Here is an 18,380-nt window from a genome sequence, read left to right on the forward strand (position 1 = left end):
GATGCCGATGCGTAAATTGATCAACTACCAACCGCTGCCGCTCGGTCGCCTGCTGCTTGGCATCCTGCCGCTGCTGGCGCTGCTGCTGGTCTATCTGTTCGCGTCGGATGCGCGTCTCAGCCTGAACGCCGCAGACAAACTGTTGCCGGGGTTTAACGCCATGGGGGACGCCATCAGTCGCATGGCGTTTCAGCCCAGCCCACGCACCGGTGAATATCTGCTGTGGACTGACACCGTCGCCAGCTTGATACGTCTGCTCAGCGGCGTAGCAATCAGCGCACTGTTGGCGCTGGCGATTGGCCTGTTCACCGGCGCGCTGCCGGTGGTCCGCGCGGTATTAGCACCGCTGGTCACAGTGGTGGCGCTCGTGCCGCCGCTGGCGATTCTGCCCATTCTGTTTATCTGCTTTGGCCTCGGCGAAGTCTCGAAAGTGGTGCTGATTGTCATTGGCATTACCCCGCTGATTGCACGTGATTTGCAGCTGCAGGTGGAGAAAATCCCGCGCGAGCAGCTGGTGAAAGCGCAGACCTTGGGTGGGCACAGCGCGCAGATTTTGTGGCGCGTGATCTTGCCGCAGATGATGCCGCGTCTGCTGGATGCGGTGCGTTTGTCGCTGGCGTCGGCGTGGCTGTTCCTGATTGCTGCTGAAGCGATTGCCGCCACCGAAGGGTTGGGTTACCGCATCTTCCTGATGCGTCGTTACCTGGCGATGGACGTCATTTTACCGTACGTGGCGTGGATCGCGCTGCTGGCCTTTATCCTCGACCTGCTGCTGCGGCTGATTAGCCGTCGCTGCTGGCCGTGGTATCACGCGAAATGATTCAGGAGCGAACCATGCCATTACTGCAACTGAAAAACCTCGAAAAACATTACGGCGATCAGGTGGTGCTGGAGCGTCTCAACATCAACGTCGAGCAGGGCGAGTTTGTGGCGATTGTCGGGGCGTCCGGCTGTGGCAAAACCACCTTCCTTAACATGCTGCTCGGCACCGAATCGCCGACCAAAGGGCAACTTCTGCTGGACGGCGAACCGATTCCCGATGAACCCGATGCTCATCGCGGTGTGGTGTTTCAGCGTTACTCGGTGTTTCCCCATCTGACGGTGCTCGGCAACGTGATGCTAGCGGAAGAATTCAGCACCGCTCGCTGGCTGGGCCGCGTCTGGGGTAAGAAACGACAAGAAATTCGCCAGCGGGCGCAGGCGATGTTGGCACAAGTTGGCCTGGAACATGCGCAGAGTAAGTATCCACACCAGCTCTCGGGCGGCATGCAGCAACGCCTGGCGCTGGCGCAGGCACTGATGAAGCAGCCGCGCATCCTGTTACTCGACGAACCTTTTGGTGCGCTCGATCCCGGCATCCGCAGTGAAATGCACCAGCTGATTACTCAACTGTGGCAGCAGCACAACCTGACCATTTTTATGATCACCCACGACCTGAAAGAGGGCTTCAGCCTGGCTTCACGCCTGCTGGTGTTCGACAAACTGCGTCATGACCCACATGCGCCGGAAGCTTGGGGCGCCACCATTACTTACGACCTGCCGCTCGACCGCGATCAGCCTGCTGCTGGCCTGCCGTCTGAGCCGCAAGTGGCTTAAAGGAGAAGAGTATGAATGCCTATCAAACACGTTTGCCAGCAGGGTCGCACTGGTCACTGGTGATGCGCAGCGGAACTGCCCTGGCGTTAACCGATATCGAAGGGGGGGCCAACGTGGGCCTGTTGTTTTACAACCCCGAAAACCTGCTGGAGCGGTACAACGCACCCGACACCCTGAAATGCCAGCACACGTTTCGCCTTACGGAAGGCCACTGCTTGTATTCCGATATGGGACGTATTTTCTGCGGTATCGAGCAGGACAGCTTTGGTTGGCACGAAACGGTGTGTGGCACGCTAAACGCCCAGCAAACTGCCGCCCGTTTTGGCGTCAGTGATTATCAGGAAGCGCGCAATCTGCGCCACCAAAATGGCTATGACAGCTTCCTGACTGAACTGGCGAAATACGGTCTAGGCCATCGTGATATGGCAGCCTGTCTCAATTTGTTTGCTCAGGTTCGGGCTGATGACAACGGTACGCTACAACTCGAAAAGCAGGGTGCACCCGGTGCAAGTGTGCGTCTGCGCTTCGCCATGGACACGCTGGTGATTCTGCACACCTGTCCACATCCCTTGACCACGGCCAGCGATTATCCGCGTCAGTCCGTGCAGATCGAACTCGATAGCCAGCGCACGCCGCTACCTGAAGTTTGTCTTCAACGCGGTGAAAACCAGCGTGGCCTGCGCAACAACTCGCTGTATCAGCTGCAAGGAGAAGTGTGATGATCAATGAAAGTGTGCTTAATCTTGCCGACGCGCAGTTCCAGCAACAGGTGAACGCCGGTGATTACTGGCTCCAGCGCATTGAAACAGGCCAGACATTGCGTATTACCGACCTGGAAGGTAATCAGGCGGCAGATACCCTGTTCTTTAATGCCGACGACACTGCCGAGCGCTACAGCATGAGCGATACGTTGCGCGGGCAGAAGAACGTTTTTCTCACCGCGGGCAGCGTGCTGCGTTCCAACTTAGATCGCCCGATGTTGACGCTCACCGCAGATACCTGTGGTCGCCACGATACGCTGGGCGGCGCCTGTTCCTGTGAGAGCAACACCGTGCGCTACGACCTGGAAAAACGCCACATGCACTCCTGCCGTGACAGCTGGATGCTGGCAGTAGCAGCGAATCCGGCCTTCGGTCTGACGCGGCGCGACATTACCCACAACATCAACTTCTTTATGAATGTGCCAGTGACGCACGAGGGTGGCTTGACCTTCGCTGACGGGATCTCTGCTCCGGGCAAATATGTCGAGATGGTGGCGGAGATGAATATCCTGGTACTGATCTCCAACTGTCCGCAGCTTAATAATCCCTGTAACGGTTACAACCCGACGCCGATCTTAGTCAGCGTGTGGTGAATCTTTGACGCAACGGGACGACCCGTTTTTAGCCGTCATTGTTCATGCAGGACGACCTGCCGTAATAAGAGATTTCACCCATGATTGATCGCGTATTGATTGCCAACCGTGGCGCGATTGCCGTGCGCATTATCCGGACCCTGCAAGCCATGAATATTCGGGCGATTGCGGTCTATGCCGAAGCCGACCGCCACGCGCGCCATGTGCGGCTGGCCGATGAAGCCTGGTCACTGGGCGAGGGCCAGGTCCGAGATACCTACCTCAACCAGCAAAAAATACTGGAAATTGCCGCGCAGAGTGGGGCGCAGGCTCTGCATCCGGGTTACGGTTTCCTCAGTGAAAATCCTGAGTTTGTCACGCGCTGTGAAGCGGCTGGCGTGCAGTTCCTCGGCCCGAGTGCCGAGCAGATGGCCGCGTTCGGTTTGAAACATCATGCGCGTGCGCTGGCACAGGAAAATCAGGTGCCCCTGTTGCCAGGCAGTGGTTTGCTGACTTCGCTGGACGAAGCACACGTCATGGCGAAACAGATTGGCTACCCGGTGATGCTGAAAAGCACCGCCGGTGGTGGCGGTATTGGCATGCAGCGCTGTGATGATGCCAGACAGTTAAATGCGGCGTTTACGCGTGTTAAACGACTGGCGGGCAATAATTTCGCCGATGATGGTGTATTTTTAGAGAAGTTTATCGCTCGCGCGCGTCACATTGAGGTGCAGATTTTCGGCGATGGGGCCGGCAATGTGATTGCCCTCGGCGAGCGAGATTGTTCCGCCCAGCGCCGCAACCAGAAAGTGCTGGAAGAAACGCCCGCGCCGGGATTGAGCGATGCGGTACGTGCCGAGCTACAGGCTACGGCGGTGCGGCTGGCGTGCGCGGTCAACTACCGCAGCGCGGGTACCGTGGAGTATGTCTACGATGATGCCAGCCAGCAGTTCTGGTTCCTCGAAGTGAACACGCGCTTACAGGTGGAGCACGGCGTAACTGAAATGGTGTACGGCGTGGATTTGGTGCGCTGGATGGTGGAACTGGCGCAGCAAACGTTGCCGTCGCTGCACACCTTAACGACTGAAGCGCAAGGCCATGCTATTCAGGTGCGCCTGTACGCCGAAGATCCGGCCAAACAGTTCCAACCGAGTGCCGGTTTGCTCAGCCACGTACATTTTCCGACGAAGAGTGAAAACGCCACGTTGCGCATCGACAGCAGCGTGGAGACCGGCATGGAGGTGTCGCCGTTCTACGATCCGATGCTGGCAAAAGTGATTGTGCATGCGGCCAGCCGAGAAGGGGCATTGCACAGCATGGCGCAAGTGCTGGATGCTACCGAGCTGTACGGTATCGAAACCAATCTGCTGTGGTTGCGCCATCTCTGTTCGCTGCCAGAAATCCAGCAGGGCCGCATCATCACCGCCACTTTGGGCGGCGTGCAGTGGCAGCCGCCCACGCTGGATATTCTCAGCGGCGGCACCTTAACTACGGTGCAGGATGCGCCTGGCCGCGTCGGGTATTGGCATGTTGGTGTGCCGCCGTCCGGCCCGTTTGACAGCCGTGCGTTCCAGTTAGGTAATCGCCTGCTGAATAACGACGCGCAGGCGGCAGGACTGGAAATCACCCTGCGTGGCCCCACGCTGCGTTTTAACCAGACGTGCAGTTTTGTCATCACCGGGGCACTGATTGCCGCGCAGCTAGATCAGCAGACGCTAACGATGCACCAGATTGTCACCGCACAGGCTGGGCAAACCCTGACGCTGGGCGATATCAGTGAGGGATGCCGCAGCTATCTGCTGCTGGCAGGGGGCTTGAATACCCCGCGCTATCTCGGCAGCCGGAGTACCTTTACGCTGGGTAAATTTGGTGGTCATGCCGGGCGCGCTTTGCGTGCGGGCGACGTGTTGCATCTTGCCGATCCACAGGTGCTGGCAACGGCAGAGTTGCCTGGCGAGCTGGTGCCGGAACTCAATGGTGAGTGGCAATTACGGGTGATTTACGGTCCGCACGGTGCGCCGACTTTCTTTACCGATGAGGACATCACTGAATTCTTTGCCGCTGAGTGGCAGGTGCACTACAACTCCAGCCGTACCGGCATTCGCCTGATCGGACCGAAACCGACCTGGGCACGCAGCGACGGCGGCGAAGCGGGGATGCACCCCTCCAACATTCACGACAATGCTTACGCCTTTGGCACGGTGGATTTTACCGGAGATATGCCGGTTATACTCGGCCCGGACGGCCCCTCACTCGGTGGATTCGTCTGTCCGGCCACGGTGATCGAAGCCGATCTGTGGAAGCTCGGACAGCTCAAAGCTGGGGATCGTGTGCGCTTCTTGCCGATCGATCTTAACAGTGCAGATCAACTGGCGCAGGCAGAGCGTGAAGCGATCATCAAACTGCAATCAGCACCGCTTACAGTGAATGCGTCGCTGCCCCTTATTGATCCGCTATTGCACCATCAGGTGGCAGAAAATGGCCGTCCATCGCTCAGTGTGCGTGCGGCAGGTGACCGCTTCCTGTTGGTGGAGTACGGCGATTTGATGCTGGATATCGCCTTGCGTTTCCGCGTGCACGCGTTAATGCAACAGCTGGAAGCCCATCCGCTGCCGGGTCAGCTGGAATTAACGCCGGGCATTCGTTCGCTGCAGGTGCACTACGATGCACAGCGCTGTGCAAGAAGTGAGCTGTTGGCGCAAATTTTGCAGATTGATAGAGAGCTGGGCGATCTCAGCGAGGCCGCCGTGCCATCGCGCACCGTGTGGTTACCGCTCAGTTGGGATGATGCTGCATGCCGTGAGGCCATTACCCGCTACAGCCAGTCTGTGCGCCCTAATGCGCCCTGGTGCCCCAGCAATATTGAATTTATCCGCCGCATCAATGGCCTTTCCAGCATTGATGAGGTGAAGGAGATCGTGTTCAGCGCCGCTTATCTGGTGATGGGATTGGGCGATGTCTATCTCGGTGCTCCCGTGGCAACGCCGCTCGATCCGCGCCATCGACTGGTGACCACTAAGTACAATCCGGCTCGCACCTGGACAGCGGAAAACTCGGTGGGCATTGGCGGCGCTTACATGTGTGTATATGGGATGGAAGGGCCGGGCGGCTATCAGTTTGTCGGGCGTACCATGCAGATGTGGAACCGCGATCGACAAACCGCTGCATTCACTCAGCCGTGGCTGCTGCGCTTCTTTGATCAAATTCGTTTTTATCCGGTTAGCGCCGAGGAATTGCTCACCATTCGCGAGCGTTTCCCGTGGGGTGACTATCCGCTGCGCAGCGAAGAGGGCGAATTCCGCCTCGCAGATTATCAGGCGATGCTGGTCGAGCAGGCTGAAGATATCGACGCCTTCCAGCAGCAACGTCAGCAGGCATTTGACAGTGAGTTGGCGCGCTGGCGCGCTGAAGGGCAATTCACCTTCGACAGCCAGTTACAAGAACAAAGCGTCGAAGAGATTACGGTGCCTGCAGGGTGTAGCCCGGTAGAGAGCCAGGTGGCGGGCAGCGTGTGGCAATGGTTGGTTGATGAAGGCAGTGAGATTGAAGCGGGCGCCACGGTAGGCATTCTCGAATCAATGAAGATGGAAATCCCGATCGTGGCGCCAGTCAGTGGAAAAATCCATAGTTTCTATCGGCAGGCGGGGCAGCAAGTGCAGGCGGGTCAGTTACTTATGGTGATCGATCCTTCTGCGACATAAGTAAGAACAAAATATAATCAGTAATCAGGCAGCAAAGCCGGGGATCTGACCCATACTAAGAGTCCCGGTTAATTGTTGCATTGCTCTGACATCTTTTCGCAGTGTGCAACAGGCTGTGTCCCGTAACGGTTTGATAAAAATAAAACTAAACCGCTGCGGGATGCAGCCTGATATGGCCGGTTTCAGCGCCCGGTGGCGCTTACCTCTCTACTTTCACGTGCTTCATAGTGAGTTTTAAGGAGTTCTCTATGGATATAAAAGATCCAATGGTCGAGTTGCTCAGTAGCCTTGAGCAGATTGTTTTGACACGTGATGCACAGACTTCCGTATCAGAAATATCGCTCAATCAGGTTTCAGTTCCCGAGCCGCAGCGTTTACGCGAAATGACCGGCATGCAGGTGGATGAATTCGCCCGCGTGATGGGGGTGAGCGTTTCATCTGTAAAAAGCTGGGAGGCGCAACGTACGCGCCCATCCGCTACGGCACGTAAACTGATGAAGTTGTTGCAAGCAAACCCGTATCTGGGGCGGCAACTGCTAGAGTAAGATCGATTATCGGCTCTCTGACCCGCCTGCACGGCGGGTTTTTTTCAACTCAACCCACCGTATTTCGCTGCCTGTTTCACAAACCAACTCTCCGGTACGCTGTGTGGCGGCTGCGCCAGTTGCCCAATACCGTGCTGAATAATCTGCTCGGCTTGAGTCCACAATTGCTTATCACCTTCATTTAACAGCTGAATCTGAATCTGTTTTTCCACCAGGTAGATACGGGCAAAGTGCGGATCAAATTGCACGATGGCGCGGGTATTATCGATAATGTCCGCCAGTTTGATGGTTTGCGCTTCGGGTGAGGCTTCAGCGGTGTGCCGGAAGTGCGCCAGTTTGCGCGCGGCGCGGTTCTTCGCGTCAGGCTGGGCACTGTCAGTGAGCATATCGACCAGTTGGGCGACACGTAAGCCAAAGTGACTTTCAATATCCTGTAACGTACTCGGTGTATCTTCTACCGTGTCATGCAGCCAGGCGGCGGCAATCATCTGTTCATCATCGCTGACGCTGCGCACCAGTTCGGCCACTGCCGCCGGGTGCACAATGTAAGGCTCATCAGTGTATTTGCGACGCTGGCCTGCGGCGGCATGTGCCTGTGTGGCATAACGGCGCGCTTGCTCTTCCAGTGAATCACGCATCATTCATTCTCCTGAAGAAAAGTCGCTTGCAATTATCTAGCGCGCTATCTATATTCAATCACATGAACAGTAATCAAGATGACAAAAAAGTGCAGCAGGCGCCACTCCAGTTAGATCAGCAGCTGTGTTTCGCGCTGTATTCGGCAAATCTTGCGATGCATAAAGTCTATCGCCAGCTTTTAGCTCAGCTGGAAATTACGTATCCACAATATCTGGTGATGTTAGTGTTGTGGCAGCAGGACGATGTCACGGTCTCGGAAATCGGCGAACAGTTGTTTCTCGATTCCGCCACATTGACGCCCTTGCTGAAACGTTTAGAGAGTGCGGGTTTGTTACGCCGTCAACGTTCTCGTCAGGATGAGCGTCAAGTCGTTGTTACGTTAACGGATGAAGGGCGAGCGTTGCGTGAAAAAGCGCAGACGATTCCTGAAGCTGTGCAGTGTGCCACGGCCTGCGACGACGACACCATGGCTGTGCTGAAAAGCCAGTTGGACGGTCTGCGCGCCAATCTCAATCGGGCCAAGTAAAGCATTAAGGGTGTCGCGCAAGCGGCATCCTGGATATCAAAGTAAATACTGCGCATAATTACATAGCGCGCGATTATATAGCGAATAAGGTGAGGTTATCATGTCTTTAGAAAAAGTTGTTTATACCGCAAAAGCCAAAGCCACTGGCGGCCGTGATGGTCGTGCCACTTCTTCTGACAACGTACTGGACGTGAAGCTGGGCGTACCCAAAGAGATGGGCGGCGCAGGCGGCGAAGTGACTAACCCAGAGCAGCTTTTTGCGGCGGGTTACTCAGCCTGTTTCCTTGGTGCGATGAAGTTCGTTGCGGGCCGCGACAAAATCACCATGCCAAAAGATGCGTGGATTGAGGGTGAAGTCGGTATTGGTCCTATCCCAACTGGTTTTGGTATTGAAGCCAAGTTGAATATTCACCTGCCAGCGATGGATGCGGCAGAAGCGCAGAAGTTGGTGGATGCGGCACACATTGTTTGCCCTTACTCTAATGCTACACGCGGTAATATTGATGTGACACTGAACATCATCAGCTAATGTCGCTGTGATGATAAAAGGGGCTCCAGCAGGAGCCCTTTGTCATTTAATGGGGTCGGAACAACAATATTCTGGTCTTACCATTGGTTAAATGTTCTACTGCTGCGCTGCATGCACCCTCATTGCCGTTCCGGTTCAGATTCGTCCCGTTCCTGCTAGTTGCCTGCGCTTTTCTCTCTCACGGACGAACTCTATTGACTTTAGATAGTCACATTTAAGGTTGGTTTATTGACACCGGGTCAGGAATGAATAAGTAAATGAATTATATTAAGAGTTTAACGCAGCAAAAGCTGTCGCTGTTGCTTGCGTTGTATCTCGGCATCTTATTGAATTTGCCGATTTTTTATCGCCGTTTTGACGGCTTCTTAACGAAATCTACCCTCTCTAACTGGCTCTCTGCGGTGGCAGAAGTGACAGCGGCAGTCCTGCTGACCTTCTTCCTGATGCGATTGTTGTCGTTAGGTGGGAAGTGGATTTATCGCATCCTTGCCACTCTCACCGTTGTGATTTCGGTCGCTGCTGCTTATTACATGGCCTTCTTTAATGTGGTGATCGGCTACGGCATCGTCGCGTCGGTGATGACCACTGACGTTGATCTCTCTAAAGAAGTCGTGGGTATGCGTTTCGTGATGTGGATGGTGCTGGTCAGCGCACTGCCGTTGCTGATGATTTGGCGCAATAACCTTAGCCAGACTTTGATTGAGCAATTGAGAACACCGGGCCAGCGCCTGAAGCCTGCATTGATTATGCTGCTGAGTGTGGCGCTGGTGTGGCTGCCGATTCGCTACTTTGACAAGCTGCAAAAGGTGAATGAAGAGATCACCAATATCGACCTGCCGAGCTACGGCGGGGTGGTGGCACATTCGTATCTCCCTTCCAACTGGATCGCGGCGCTAGGGCTGTTTGCTTGGACCAAAGTTGACGAAGAGGTGGATGGCGCGGAGCTGTTGGATCCGGCGAAGAAGTTCACCTACGTAGCGCCAGCGGGCATCGATGACACTTATGTGGTGTTTGTGATTGGTGAAACCACACGCTGGGATCATATGGGCCTGCTGGGCTATGACCGTGATACCACGCCGAAGCTGTCTAAAGAGAAGAACCTGGTGGCGTTCCGTGGTGAATCTTGCGATACCGCCACCAAGCTGTCACTGCGCTGCATGTTTGTGCGCGAAGGCGGCACCATGGATACTCCAGGGCGCACGCTGAAAGAGCAGAACGTTTTTGCGGTGATGAAAGAGCTGGGCTTCACCTCTGAGCTGTTCGCCATGCAGAGTGAAGTGTGGTTCTACGATAATGCCGATGTGAATAACTTCTCGTTCCGTGAGCAGATTGGTTCTGAGAAGCGTAACCAAGGCAAAGCGGTCGATGACATGCTGCTGGTGCCAGAACTGCAAGCTTCGCTGCAACGTTTCCCGAAAGGTAAGCATTTGGTGGTACTGCACACCAAAGGCTCGCATTACCTTTATTCTCAGCGTTATCCGCGCAGCTTCGCGCGTTATCAGCCTGAGTGTATGGGCGTGGATGAGACCTGTAGTAAAGCGCAATTGATTAACGCTTATGACAACTCGATTCTGTATGTCGATACCATGTTGGATAGCGTGCTCGATCAATTGCGTGATAAGAAGGCAATTGTCTTCTATGCCTCTGACCATGGTGAGTCCATCAGCGAGAACATGCATTTGCATGGTACGCCGCGCGAGATGGCGCCACCGGAGCAGTTCCGCGTGCCGATGATGGTGTGGGCTTCTGATAAGTATCTGGAGGATCCGACCAATCGCAGCAACTTCGAACGTTTGCAAGCGCAGCAGCGCGTGGGTAAAACCCATCGCCACGTTGAGCTGTTCGATACCATTTTAGGCTGCCTGGGCTACAGTTCGCCGGATGGCGGGATTAAAGCGGCAAATAACTGGTGTCAGGCACCTGCGGCGACGCCAGCCAAAACGTTGTAAGTGTTTTCTGGAACGCATTGAGCGGCAGGGCTTTTTGCTCTGCTGCTTGCTTTCCAGGCGATCGGGTAGATTTTACGGAAAAGGGATTGACGCTCCCAAGGGGGAGCAGTAATATTCGCCCCCATCGGCGAGTAGCGCAGCTTGGTAGCGCAACTGGTTTGGGACCAGTGGGTCGGAGGTTCGAATCCTCTCTCGCCGACCATATTTGAAGAAACCTGCTTGAAAAAGCAGGTTTTTTTTCGTCTGTAGTTTAAGAGGATGAGAACCTCCGAAGGAGGTTTGAGCCGAGCGCAGCGAGACAACGTTGCTTTAGCAACGGCCCGCAGGGCGCTTCTCGTAGAGAAGCGTAATCCTCTCTCGCCGACCATATTTGAAGAAACCTGCTTGAAAAAGCAGGTTTTTTTTCGTCTGTCGATCGCGGAACGGGTGCTGTCGGGGTGATATTCGATCCTGTGCGTGCTTTCAAAAGCTAAACCGTTGCAGCCAGGATGAAATACGGGGCCGCTGCGTAAAGTCGCTGTCTCGTCCCTGATCGCTCGGCACACGCCATCCCTGGCGTGTGACGCTTTACTCCGCGGCCCCGCATTCCCTCCTTCGTTTGGTTCTGTGCGTGCTGCTTTTCAAAACAGCGGCACCATTGCTGATGAGCGATCGAGCCCCCTTCCCTGAGTAGCGCACCATTTAAAAAGCGATGCTGTTTACACCTAACCTTATAATTCACCCATTCCATCCGACAAATCACATTTACCCATCATTATTCCCACTTTATCGACTCCACCCCACACCCAATCAACCCTGCAAGCTTAATTCGCGACACATTCTTCTTATGACCGCTTTTTGCTTTTTGCTGATTTCTTATGCCATTACACCAGCATATTTCGCTGCCTGAACGTCATAACGCACGGGGAATCGTTCAGATAATCGACATTTACCAACAAGTTTTGTGTGTTTTTTAGCGGTGATAATCACTGTCATTTAGCTACATAGCCAGATAATCACGCGGCATTGAGCGCTTTATCACCTTTTTTAATTTTGGCTCAGCGCAATAACCCTGTTTTTTATCGTTGCTTGCACTTACTCACACTCTGTGTAAATAACCCCACCTTGTATTGACGTTCTTTGCAACTGTTGACAAATTGATGCGTCAATAAGGTGTAGAGACGGCGTTGCTTTACCGGTTCCACGGCGTAAGCGCAGCACATAATAACCGCTCACATTTTGGTCACCTTTAAATGACCTGCCCGAACCGCATAAAAAAATCAGAGGTCGGGCGACGCACACAACATCACATCACAATGGAGCAAAACATGATCAACTCCCTGGCTAAATCCAGGATGCTGAAGGTCGGTCTAAGCCTGATTGCTTTGACCGTTGCCGCGGGTGTCCAGGCGAAAACCCTCGTATATTGTTCAGAAGGTTCGCCGGAAGGCTTCAACCCACAGCTCTTCACATCGGGTACCACCTACGATGCCAGCTCCGTACCGATCTACAACCGTTTGGTTGAGTTCAAAACCGGTACCACTGAGCTGCAGCCGGGTCTGGCAGAAAAATGGGACGTCAGCGCGGACGGTAAAACCTATACCTTCCACCTGCGTAAAGGCGTGAAGTGGCAAACCACCAAAGACTTCAAGCCAACCCGTGAATTCAACGCCGACGATGTCGTGTTCTCCTTCGAGCGTCAGCTCGACAAAAACAACAAGTACCACGGTGTTTCTGGCGGCAGCTACGAATACTTCGAAGGCATGGATATGCCTAAACTGATCTCGAAAATCGAGAAAGTTGACGACAACACCGTACGCTTCACCCTGACTCGTCCAGAAGCGCCATTCATTGCTGACCTCGGCATGGACTTCGCTTCAATCCTGTCAAAAGAGTATGCCGACAACATGCTGAAAGCCGGCACGCCAGAGAAGCTGGACCTCAATCCAGTGGGCACCGGTCCATTCGTGCTGCAGCAATACCAGAAAGACTCGCGCATTTTGTATAAAGCGAACCCAGACTTCTGGGGCACCAAACCGAAGATTGATCGTCTGGTGTTCTCCATCACGCCTGATGCCTCAGTGCGTTACGCCAAAATGCAGAAAGGTGAGTGCCAGGTCATGCCGTATCCAAACCCGGCTGACATCGCGAGCATGAAGAAAGATGACAAAATTAACCTGATGGAACAGCCTGGTCTGAACGTCGGTTACCTGTCATTCAACACCGAGAAAAAACCGCTGGATAACGTGAAAGTGCGTCAGGCACTGACCATGGCGGTGAACAAACAAGCCATCATCGACGCTGTTTATCAGGGCGCTGGCCAGGCCGCGAAAAACCTGATCCCACCCACCATGTGGGGCTACAACGACGATGTGAAAGATTACGCTTACGATCCTGCCAAGGCGAAAGAACTGCTGAAAGAAGCCGCATGCCGGATGGCTTCTCAATCGACCTGTGGGCGATGCCAGTACAGCGTCCTTACAACCCGAATGCCCGTCGTATGGCGGAAATGGTTCAGGCTGACTGGGCGAAAATTGGTGTTAAAGCCAAGATCGTGACCTTCGAGTGGGGCGAGTATCTGAAACGCGCCAAAGCGGGTGAGCATCAGACCGTCATGATGGGTTGGACCGGCGATAATGGGGATCCGGATAACTTCTTCGCGACCCTGTTCAGCTGCGCAGCGGCAAAAGACGGTTCTAACTACTCACGTTGGTGCTACAAGCCGTTTGAAGATCTGATTCAGCCAGCACGTGCAGAAGCCGATCACAACAAACGTATTGAGCTCTACAAACAAGCTCAGGTTGTGATGCATGACCAAGCGCCAGCGCTGATCATTGCTCACTCAACCGTTTATGAGCCAGTGAGTAAGAAAGTTTCAGGTTATGTGGTTGATCCATTAGGTAAACATCACTTCGAAAACGTCGATATCCAAGAATAACCTTTCGGATTATCGCGGTTAGGGTCAGCGCTGCTGACCCTCGGGCGGCCTCTTCGCCGCCCGAACTCCGCACTTTTTTTCCGGCTTAATTCTTATATACCCTAAATAATTCACGCTGCAGCAAGGCGGCAAGTTTGTGAGTCACCTGGAGCTTACTCAAGTAAGTGACTGGGGCGAGCAAATGAAGCCAACGCCGATGCAGCATGAAGTATGACGGGGATTTTGAAGCGCTTCTTGCGTCGCGATCGACTTTGTCGGCTGCGTGTTGTGAGCAATGTAGTCCCTGGCGGCAACGCCACGGGAAAATGACTGAGAACCCGGCTTATGCTGCAATTCATATTCCGACGTCTGGGCCTTGTCATCCCAACGTTTATCGGTATTACCTTACTGACCTTTGCGTTTGTCCATTTGATCCCCGGCGACCCGGTGCTGATCATGGCGGGCGAGCGCGGTATCTCTCCTGAACGTCATGCCCAGCTGATGGCCCAGTTTGGCCTCGACCAGCCAATGTGGAAACAGTACATCACCTACATCAATGGTGTGCTGCACGGCGACCTCGGCATCTCGCTGAAAAGCCGTATTCCGGTCTGGGATGAGTTCGTACCCCGTTTTAAAGCCACGCTGGAACTCGGTATCTGCGCGATGATCTTCGCCATCGCCGTGGGCATCCCAGTGGGCGTGCTGGCTGCGGTGAAGCGCGGCTCGGTGTTCGATCACACGGCGGTGGGTATCTCGCTGACCGGTTACTCAATGCCGATTTTCTGGTGGGGCATCATGCTGATCATGCTGGTATCGGTGCAACTCAACCTCACGCCGGTTTCCGGGCGCATTAGCGACATCATCTTCCTTGACGACAGCCATCCGCTGACCGGCTTTATGCTGATTGATACGCTGATCTGGGGCGAGCCGGGCGACTTCAAAGATGCGGTGATGCACATGATTTTGCCCGCCATCGTGCTTGGCACCATTCCACTGGCGGTGATCGTGCGTATGACGCGCTCCTCAATGCTGGAAGTGCTGGGTGAAGACTACATCCGCACCGCGCGCGCCAAAGGCTTAACGCGCATGCGCGTGATTGTGGTCCATGCCCTGCGCAACGCCATGTTGCCGGTCGTCACCGTTATCGGTCTACAGGTTGGCACCTTGTTGGCTGGTGCAATTCTGACCGAAACCATCTTCTCGTGGCCGGGACTTGGTCGCTGGCTGATCGAAGCGCTACAACGCCGTGACTATCCGGTGGTGCAGGGCGGCGTGCTGCTGGTGGCGATTCTGATCATCGTGGTCAACCTGCTGGTTGATCTGTTGTACGGCGTGGTCAATCCGCGCATTCGACATAAGAAATAAGGGGGAATCATGTCTGCTGTTGATCCCGCAAGCGTAACTGCTGCACCTAAGCCGATGACCCCTATTCAGGAATTCTGGCACTATTTCAAACGTAATAAAGGCGCGGTGATTGGCCTGTTTTACATCATTCTGATGCTGTTAATTGCGCTGTTCGCCAACTTACTGGCACCGCATGCGCCGGCTGAACAGTTCCGTGATGCGCTGCTGCATCCGCCTGTGTGGCAGGACGGCGGTAGCTGGAAGTTTATTCTCGGCACCGATGACGTCGGCCGTGATGTGCTGTCGCGCTTAATGTACGGCGCACGACTGTCGCTGCTGGTCGGCTGCATGGTAGTGGTACTGTCGCTGATCCTCGGCGTGGTATTTGGTCTGATGGCTGGTTACCTCGGTGGTGTGGTGGATGCCGTGATCATGCGCTTGGTCGATATCATGCTGGCGCTGCCAAGTCTGCTGTTAGCGTTGGTGCTGGTGGCCATCTTCGGCCCGTCGATTGTGAATGCCTCGCTGGCGATTACCTTTGTTGCGCTACCACACTACATCCGTTTAACCCGTGCAGCGGTGCTGGTGGAAGTGAACCGTGATTACGTCACCGCATCGAGCGTGGCGGGAGCCGGTACGCTGCGCCAGATGTTCGTCAATATTCTGCCTAACTGCCTGGCACCGCTGATCGTGCAGGCATCACTAGGTTTCTCCAACGCCATTCTTGATATGGCGGCGTTGGGCTTTCTCGGTATGGGGGCGCAACCGCCAACGCCGGAGTGGGGCACCATGCTCTCCGACGTGTTGCAGTATGCGCAAAGTGCCTGGTGGGTGGTCACCTTCCCTGGAGTGACCATTCTGCTGACGGTTCTGGCATTCAACCTCATGGGCGATGGTTTGCGTGATGCACTCGACCCGAAACTCAAGCAGTAAAGAGGCACCGAGATGGCACTATTAAATGTAGAAAAACTGTCGGTGCACTTCGGCGACGAAAAAACACCGTTCCGAGCAGTAGACCGCATCAGTTACCAGGTTGAACAAGGCCAGGTGGTGGGCATTGTCGGTGAATCCGGCTCCGGTAAATCGGTCAGCTCGCTGGCGATTATGGGGCTAATTGATTATCCCGGCCGTGTGATGGCGGAAAAGCTGGAATTTAACCAGCGCGATTTGCAGAAGATCTCAGAAAAAGAGCGCCGCCAACTGGTGGGCGCAGAAGTGGCGATGATCTTCCAGGACCCGATGACCAGCCTCAACCCATGCTACACCGTGGGCTTCCAGATTATGGAAGCGCTGAAGGTGCATCAGGGTGGCAGCAAAAGCACGCGCCGTCAGCGTGCTATCGATCTGCTAGACCAGGTGGGTATTCCCGATCCGGCATCGCGTCTTGATGTCTATCCGCATCAGCTGTCGGGCGGTATGAGCCAGCGTGTGATGATCGCAATGGCCATTGCCTGCAAACCTAAGCTGTTAATTGCTGATGAACCGACGACAGCCCTGGATGTGACCATTCAGGCGCAGATTATCGAGCTACTGCTGGATTTGCAGAAGCAAGAAAACATGGCATTGATCCTGATTACGCACGATCTGGCGCTGGTGGCCGAAGCGGCACAGCACATCATCGTGATGTACGCCGGTCAGGTAGTGGAAACCGGCAAGGCGGTGGATATCTTCAAAGCGCCTCGTCATCCCTATACCCAAGCCATGCTGCGTGCACTACCTGAGTTTGCGGCAGATAAAGCACGGTTAGCTTCGCTGCCAGGCGTGGTACCGGGCAAGTATGACCGCCCAACGGGTTGTCTGCTCAACCCGCGCTGTCCGTATGTCACTGAACGCTGCCGCCGCGAAGAACCTGAACTGCGCGACATTCCGGGCCGCCAGTCTAAATGCCATTTCCCACTGGATGATGCCGGGAGACCGACTTATGAGTCTTGATAACACTAAGCAGGATTACCTGCTGCAGGCGATTGACCTGAAAAAACACTACCCGGTAAAGAAAGGGCTGTTTGGCCAAGAGCGCCTGGTCAAAGCACTGGATGGCGTCTCATTCAACCTCGAACGCGGCAAAACGTTGGCGGTGGTGGGGGAGTCCGGCTGTGGTAAATCCACTTTGGGCCGCCTGTTAACCATGATTGAAACGCCAACCGAAGGCCAGCTGTATTGGCACGGCCAGGACCTGCTGAAGCACGATCCACAGGCGCAAAAACTGCGTCGTCAGAAAATTCAGATTGTGTTCCAGAACCCGTATGGCTCACTCAATCCACGCAAAAAAATCAGCCAGATTCTCGAAGAACCGCTGGTGATCAACACCTCGTTGACCAAAGCAGAACGCCGGGAAAAAACCCTGGAAATGATGGCGAAGGTCGGCTTGAAAACCGAGCACTACGATCGCTATCCGCATATGTTCTCCGGTGGCCAGCGTCAGCGTATTGCGATTGCGCGCGGTTTGATGCTCGATCCTGACGTGCTGATTGCCGATGAGCCCGTATCGGCGTTGGACGTTTCCGTGCGTGCTCAGGTACTGAACCTGATGATGGATTTGCAGCAGGACTTGGGTTTGTCGTATGTGTTCATTTCCCACGACCTGTCTGTGGTAGAGCATATTGCCGACGAAGTGATGGTGATGTATCTCGGCCGCTGTGTGGAGCGGGGCAGTAAAGAGGCGATTTTCAGCAATCCGCGCCATCCTTACACGCAGGCATTATTATCAGCGACACCGCGTCTTAATCCTGATGAACGCCGTGAACGTATCAAACTCACCGGTGAGTTGCCTAGCCCGCTTAATCCGCCGCCGGGCTGTGCTTTTAACGCGCGCTGTCGTCGCCGGTTTGGCACCTGCGTGCAGTTACAGCCCAAACTCAAGCAGTATGGTGAGCAACAAATTGCCTGCTTTGCGGTTGATCAGGATGAGAACCAGCCGGTTGGCACGCCCTAAATTACCGCCAAAAATGATTAAAGACTCCTTCGGGAGTCTTTTTTTTTACTTCAATACACTTCAGTAAAATTAAAGGCTGACCTGTTTCACAGAAAAGGGGTTTGAAATGTATTACGCCGCTGAATCTGTTATTGATTGGTCCTGATAAAGATATAATTTGTTAAGGCAAATTCCGAATAATGTCAGGGTTGTGTGAGCGTTCTCACATTGGAGTAAAATCTGTAACTTGGCCCACTTTGAATACATATCAGTAGCTTAGGTTAATATCCACTGCGTTATTATTTCAGTTAATCGATATTAATTAATCCCCGGCCATAAATAACAGCATGTTTTTTGCATCATCAAATTTTCAATCCTTTAGATAAAACTCTTTTGTCGAGTTTGGTGTTT

Annotated in this window: 14 protein-coding genes, 1 tRNA gene, 1 other RNA gene and 1 pseudogene; 16 read left to right on the plus strand and 1 reads right to left on the minus strand. The window is 54.3% G+C overall.

The window, feature by feature from the left end; all coding sequences use genetic code 11:
- Window positions 1–7: 7 nt before the first annotated feature.
- The 6 genes from HA51_RS05865 to HA51_RS05890 all read left to right on the plus strand — a co-directional run bounded on the left by HA51_RS05865 (window position 8) and on the right by HA51_RS05890 (window position 7,175).
- Entirely contained in the window at window positions 8–820 is an 813-nt protein-coding gene (locus HA51_RS05865) for an ABC transporter permease (protein ID WP_084933320.1), read from the plus strand.
- Between the two features lie 14 nt (window positions 821–834).
- A complete protein-coding gene (locus tag HA51_RS05870; protein WP_084933075.1) occupies window positions 835–1,596 on the plus strand; it encodes an ABC transporter ATP-binding protein in 762 nt (253 codons plus the stop codon).
- A gap of 11 nt (window positions 1,597–1,607) precedes the next feature.
- Window positions 1,608–2,315 carry an urea amidolyase associated protein UAAP1 gene (locus HA51_RS05875; protein WP_084933077.1) on the plus strand — a complete coding sequence of 236 codons (708 nt, stop codon included), beginning with the start codon at window positions 1,608–1,610 and terminating at the stop codon, window positions 2,313–2,315.
- Window positions 2,315–2,950, plus strand: coding sequence for an urea amidolyase associated protein UAAP2 (locus HA51_RS05880; RefSeq protein WP_084933081.1), 636 nt, complete (start codon window positions 2,315–2,317; stop codon window positions 2,948–2,950). Before HA51_RS05875 ends, HA51_RS05880 begins: the two co-directional genes overlap by 1 nt.
- 80 nt (window positions 2,951–3,030) lie before the next feature.
- On the plus strand, window positions 3,031–6,630 hold the full coding sequence (gene uca, locus HA51_RS05885) for an urea carboxylase (RefSeq protein WP_084933084.1): 3,600 nt from the start codon (window positions 3,031–3,033) through the stop codon (window positions 6,628–6,630).
- 248 nt (window positions 6,631–6,878) lie between these two features.
- Entirely contained in the window at window positions 6,879–7,175 is a 297-nt protein-coding gene (locus tag HA51_RS05890; protein WP_084933087.1) for an HTH-type transcriptional regulator, read from the plus strand.
- Window positions 7,176–7,219: 44 nt separating this feature from the next.
- On the opposite strand, the gene HA51_RS05895 is transcribed toward HA51_RS05890, so the two are convergent.
- A complete protein-coding gene (locus tag HA51_RS05895; RefSeq protein ID WP_084933325.1) occupies window positions 7,220–7,813 on the minus strand; it encodes an HD domain-containing protein in 594 nt (197 codons plus the stop codon).
- A 62-nt stretch (window positions 7,814–7,875) separates the two neighbouring features.
- Here HA51_RS05895 and HA51_RS05900 point away from each other — a divergent pair, with 62 nt between their 5' ends.
- The 10 genes and pseudogenes from HA51_RS05900 (at window position 7,876) to dppF (ending at window position 17,990) form a co-directional block, all read left to right on the plus strand.
- The gene (locus HA51_RS05900; RefSeq protein WP_084933089.1) at window positions 7,876–8,340 is read left to right on the plus strand and encodes a MarR family winged helix-turn-helix transcriptional regulator; all 465 of its coding nucleotides are present in this window, start codon (window positions 7,876–7,878) and stop codon (window positions 8,338–8,340) included.
- A gap of 100 nt (window positions 8,341–8,440) precedes the next feature.
- Window positions 8,441–8,869, plus strand: a complete 429-nt coding sequence (locus HA51_RS05905) for an organic hydroperoxide resistance protein (protein WP_084933091.1) — start codon at window positions 8,441–8,443, stop codon at window positions 8,867–8,869.
- Between the two features lie 257 nt (window positions 8,870–9,126).
- Window positions 9,127–10,818, plus strand: coding sequence for a kdo(2)-lipid A phosphoethanolamine 7''-transferase (gene eptB, locus HA51_RS05910; protein ID WP_084933093.1), 1,692 nt, complete (start codon window positions 9,127–9,129; stop codon window positions 10,816–10,818).
- Between the two features lie 125 nt (window positions 10,819–10,943).
- A tRNA-Pro gene (locus HA51_RS05915) sits at window positions 10,944–11,020 on the plus strand.
- A gap of 35 nt (window positions 11,021–11,055) precedes the next feature.
- Window positions 11,056–11,185: non-coding RNA, RtT sRNA (locus HA51_RS05920), on the plus strand.
- A gap of 967 nt (window positions 11,186–12,152) precedes the next feature.
- Window positions 12,153–13,735, plus strand: a pseudogene (gene dppA, locus HA51_RS05925) (dipeptide ABC transporter periplasmic-binding protein DppA).
- 324 nt (window positions 13,736–14,059) lie between these two features.
- Entirely contained in the window at window positions 14,060–15,079 is a 1,020-nt protein-coding gene (gene dppB, locus HA51_RS05930; RefSeq protein ID WP_084933096.1) for a dipeptide ABC transporter permease DppB, read from the plus strand.
- A 9-nt stretch (window positions 15,080–15,088) separates the two neighbouring features.
- Complete coding sequence (dppC, locus tag HA51_RS05935) at window positions 15,089–15,991, plus strand: dipeptide ABC transporter permease DppC (protein ID WP_084933098.1); 903 nt, start codon at window positions 15,089–15,091, stop codon at window positions 15,989–15,991.
- Between the two features lie 12 nt (window positions 15,992–16,003).
- Complete coding sequence (gene dppD, locus HA51_RS05940; RefSeq protein ID WP_084933101.1) at window positions 16,004–16,990, plus strand: dipeptide ABC transporter ATP-binding protein; 987 nt, start codon at window positions 16,004–16,006, stop codon at window positions 16,988–16,990.
- Window positions 16,980–17,990, plus strand: a complete 1,011-nt coding sequence (gene dppF / locus HA51_RS05945) for a dipeptide ABC transporter ATP-binding subunit DppF (RefSeq protein WP_084933104.1) — start codon at window positions 16,980–16,982, stop codon at window positions 17,988–17,990. Before dppD ends, dppF begins: the two co-directional genes overlap by 11 nt.
- Window positions 17,991–18,380: the final 390 nt, after the last annotated feature.

The organism is Pantoea rwandensis (genome assembly GCF_002095475.1).
Lineage (GTDB): Bacteria > Pseudomonadota > Gammaproteobacteria > Enterobacterales > Enterobacteriaceae > Pantoea > Pantoea rwandensis.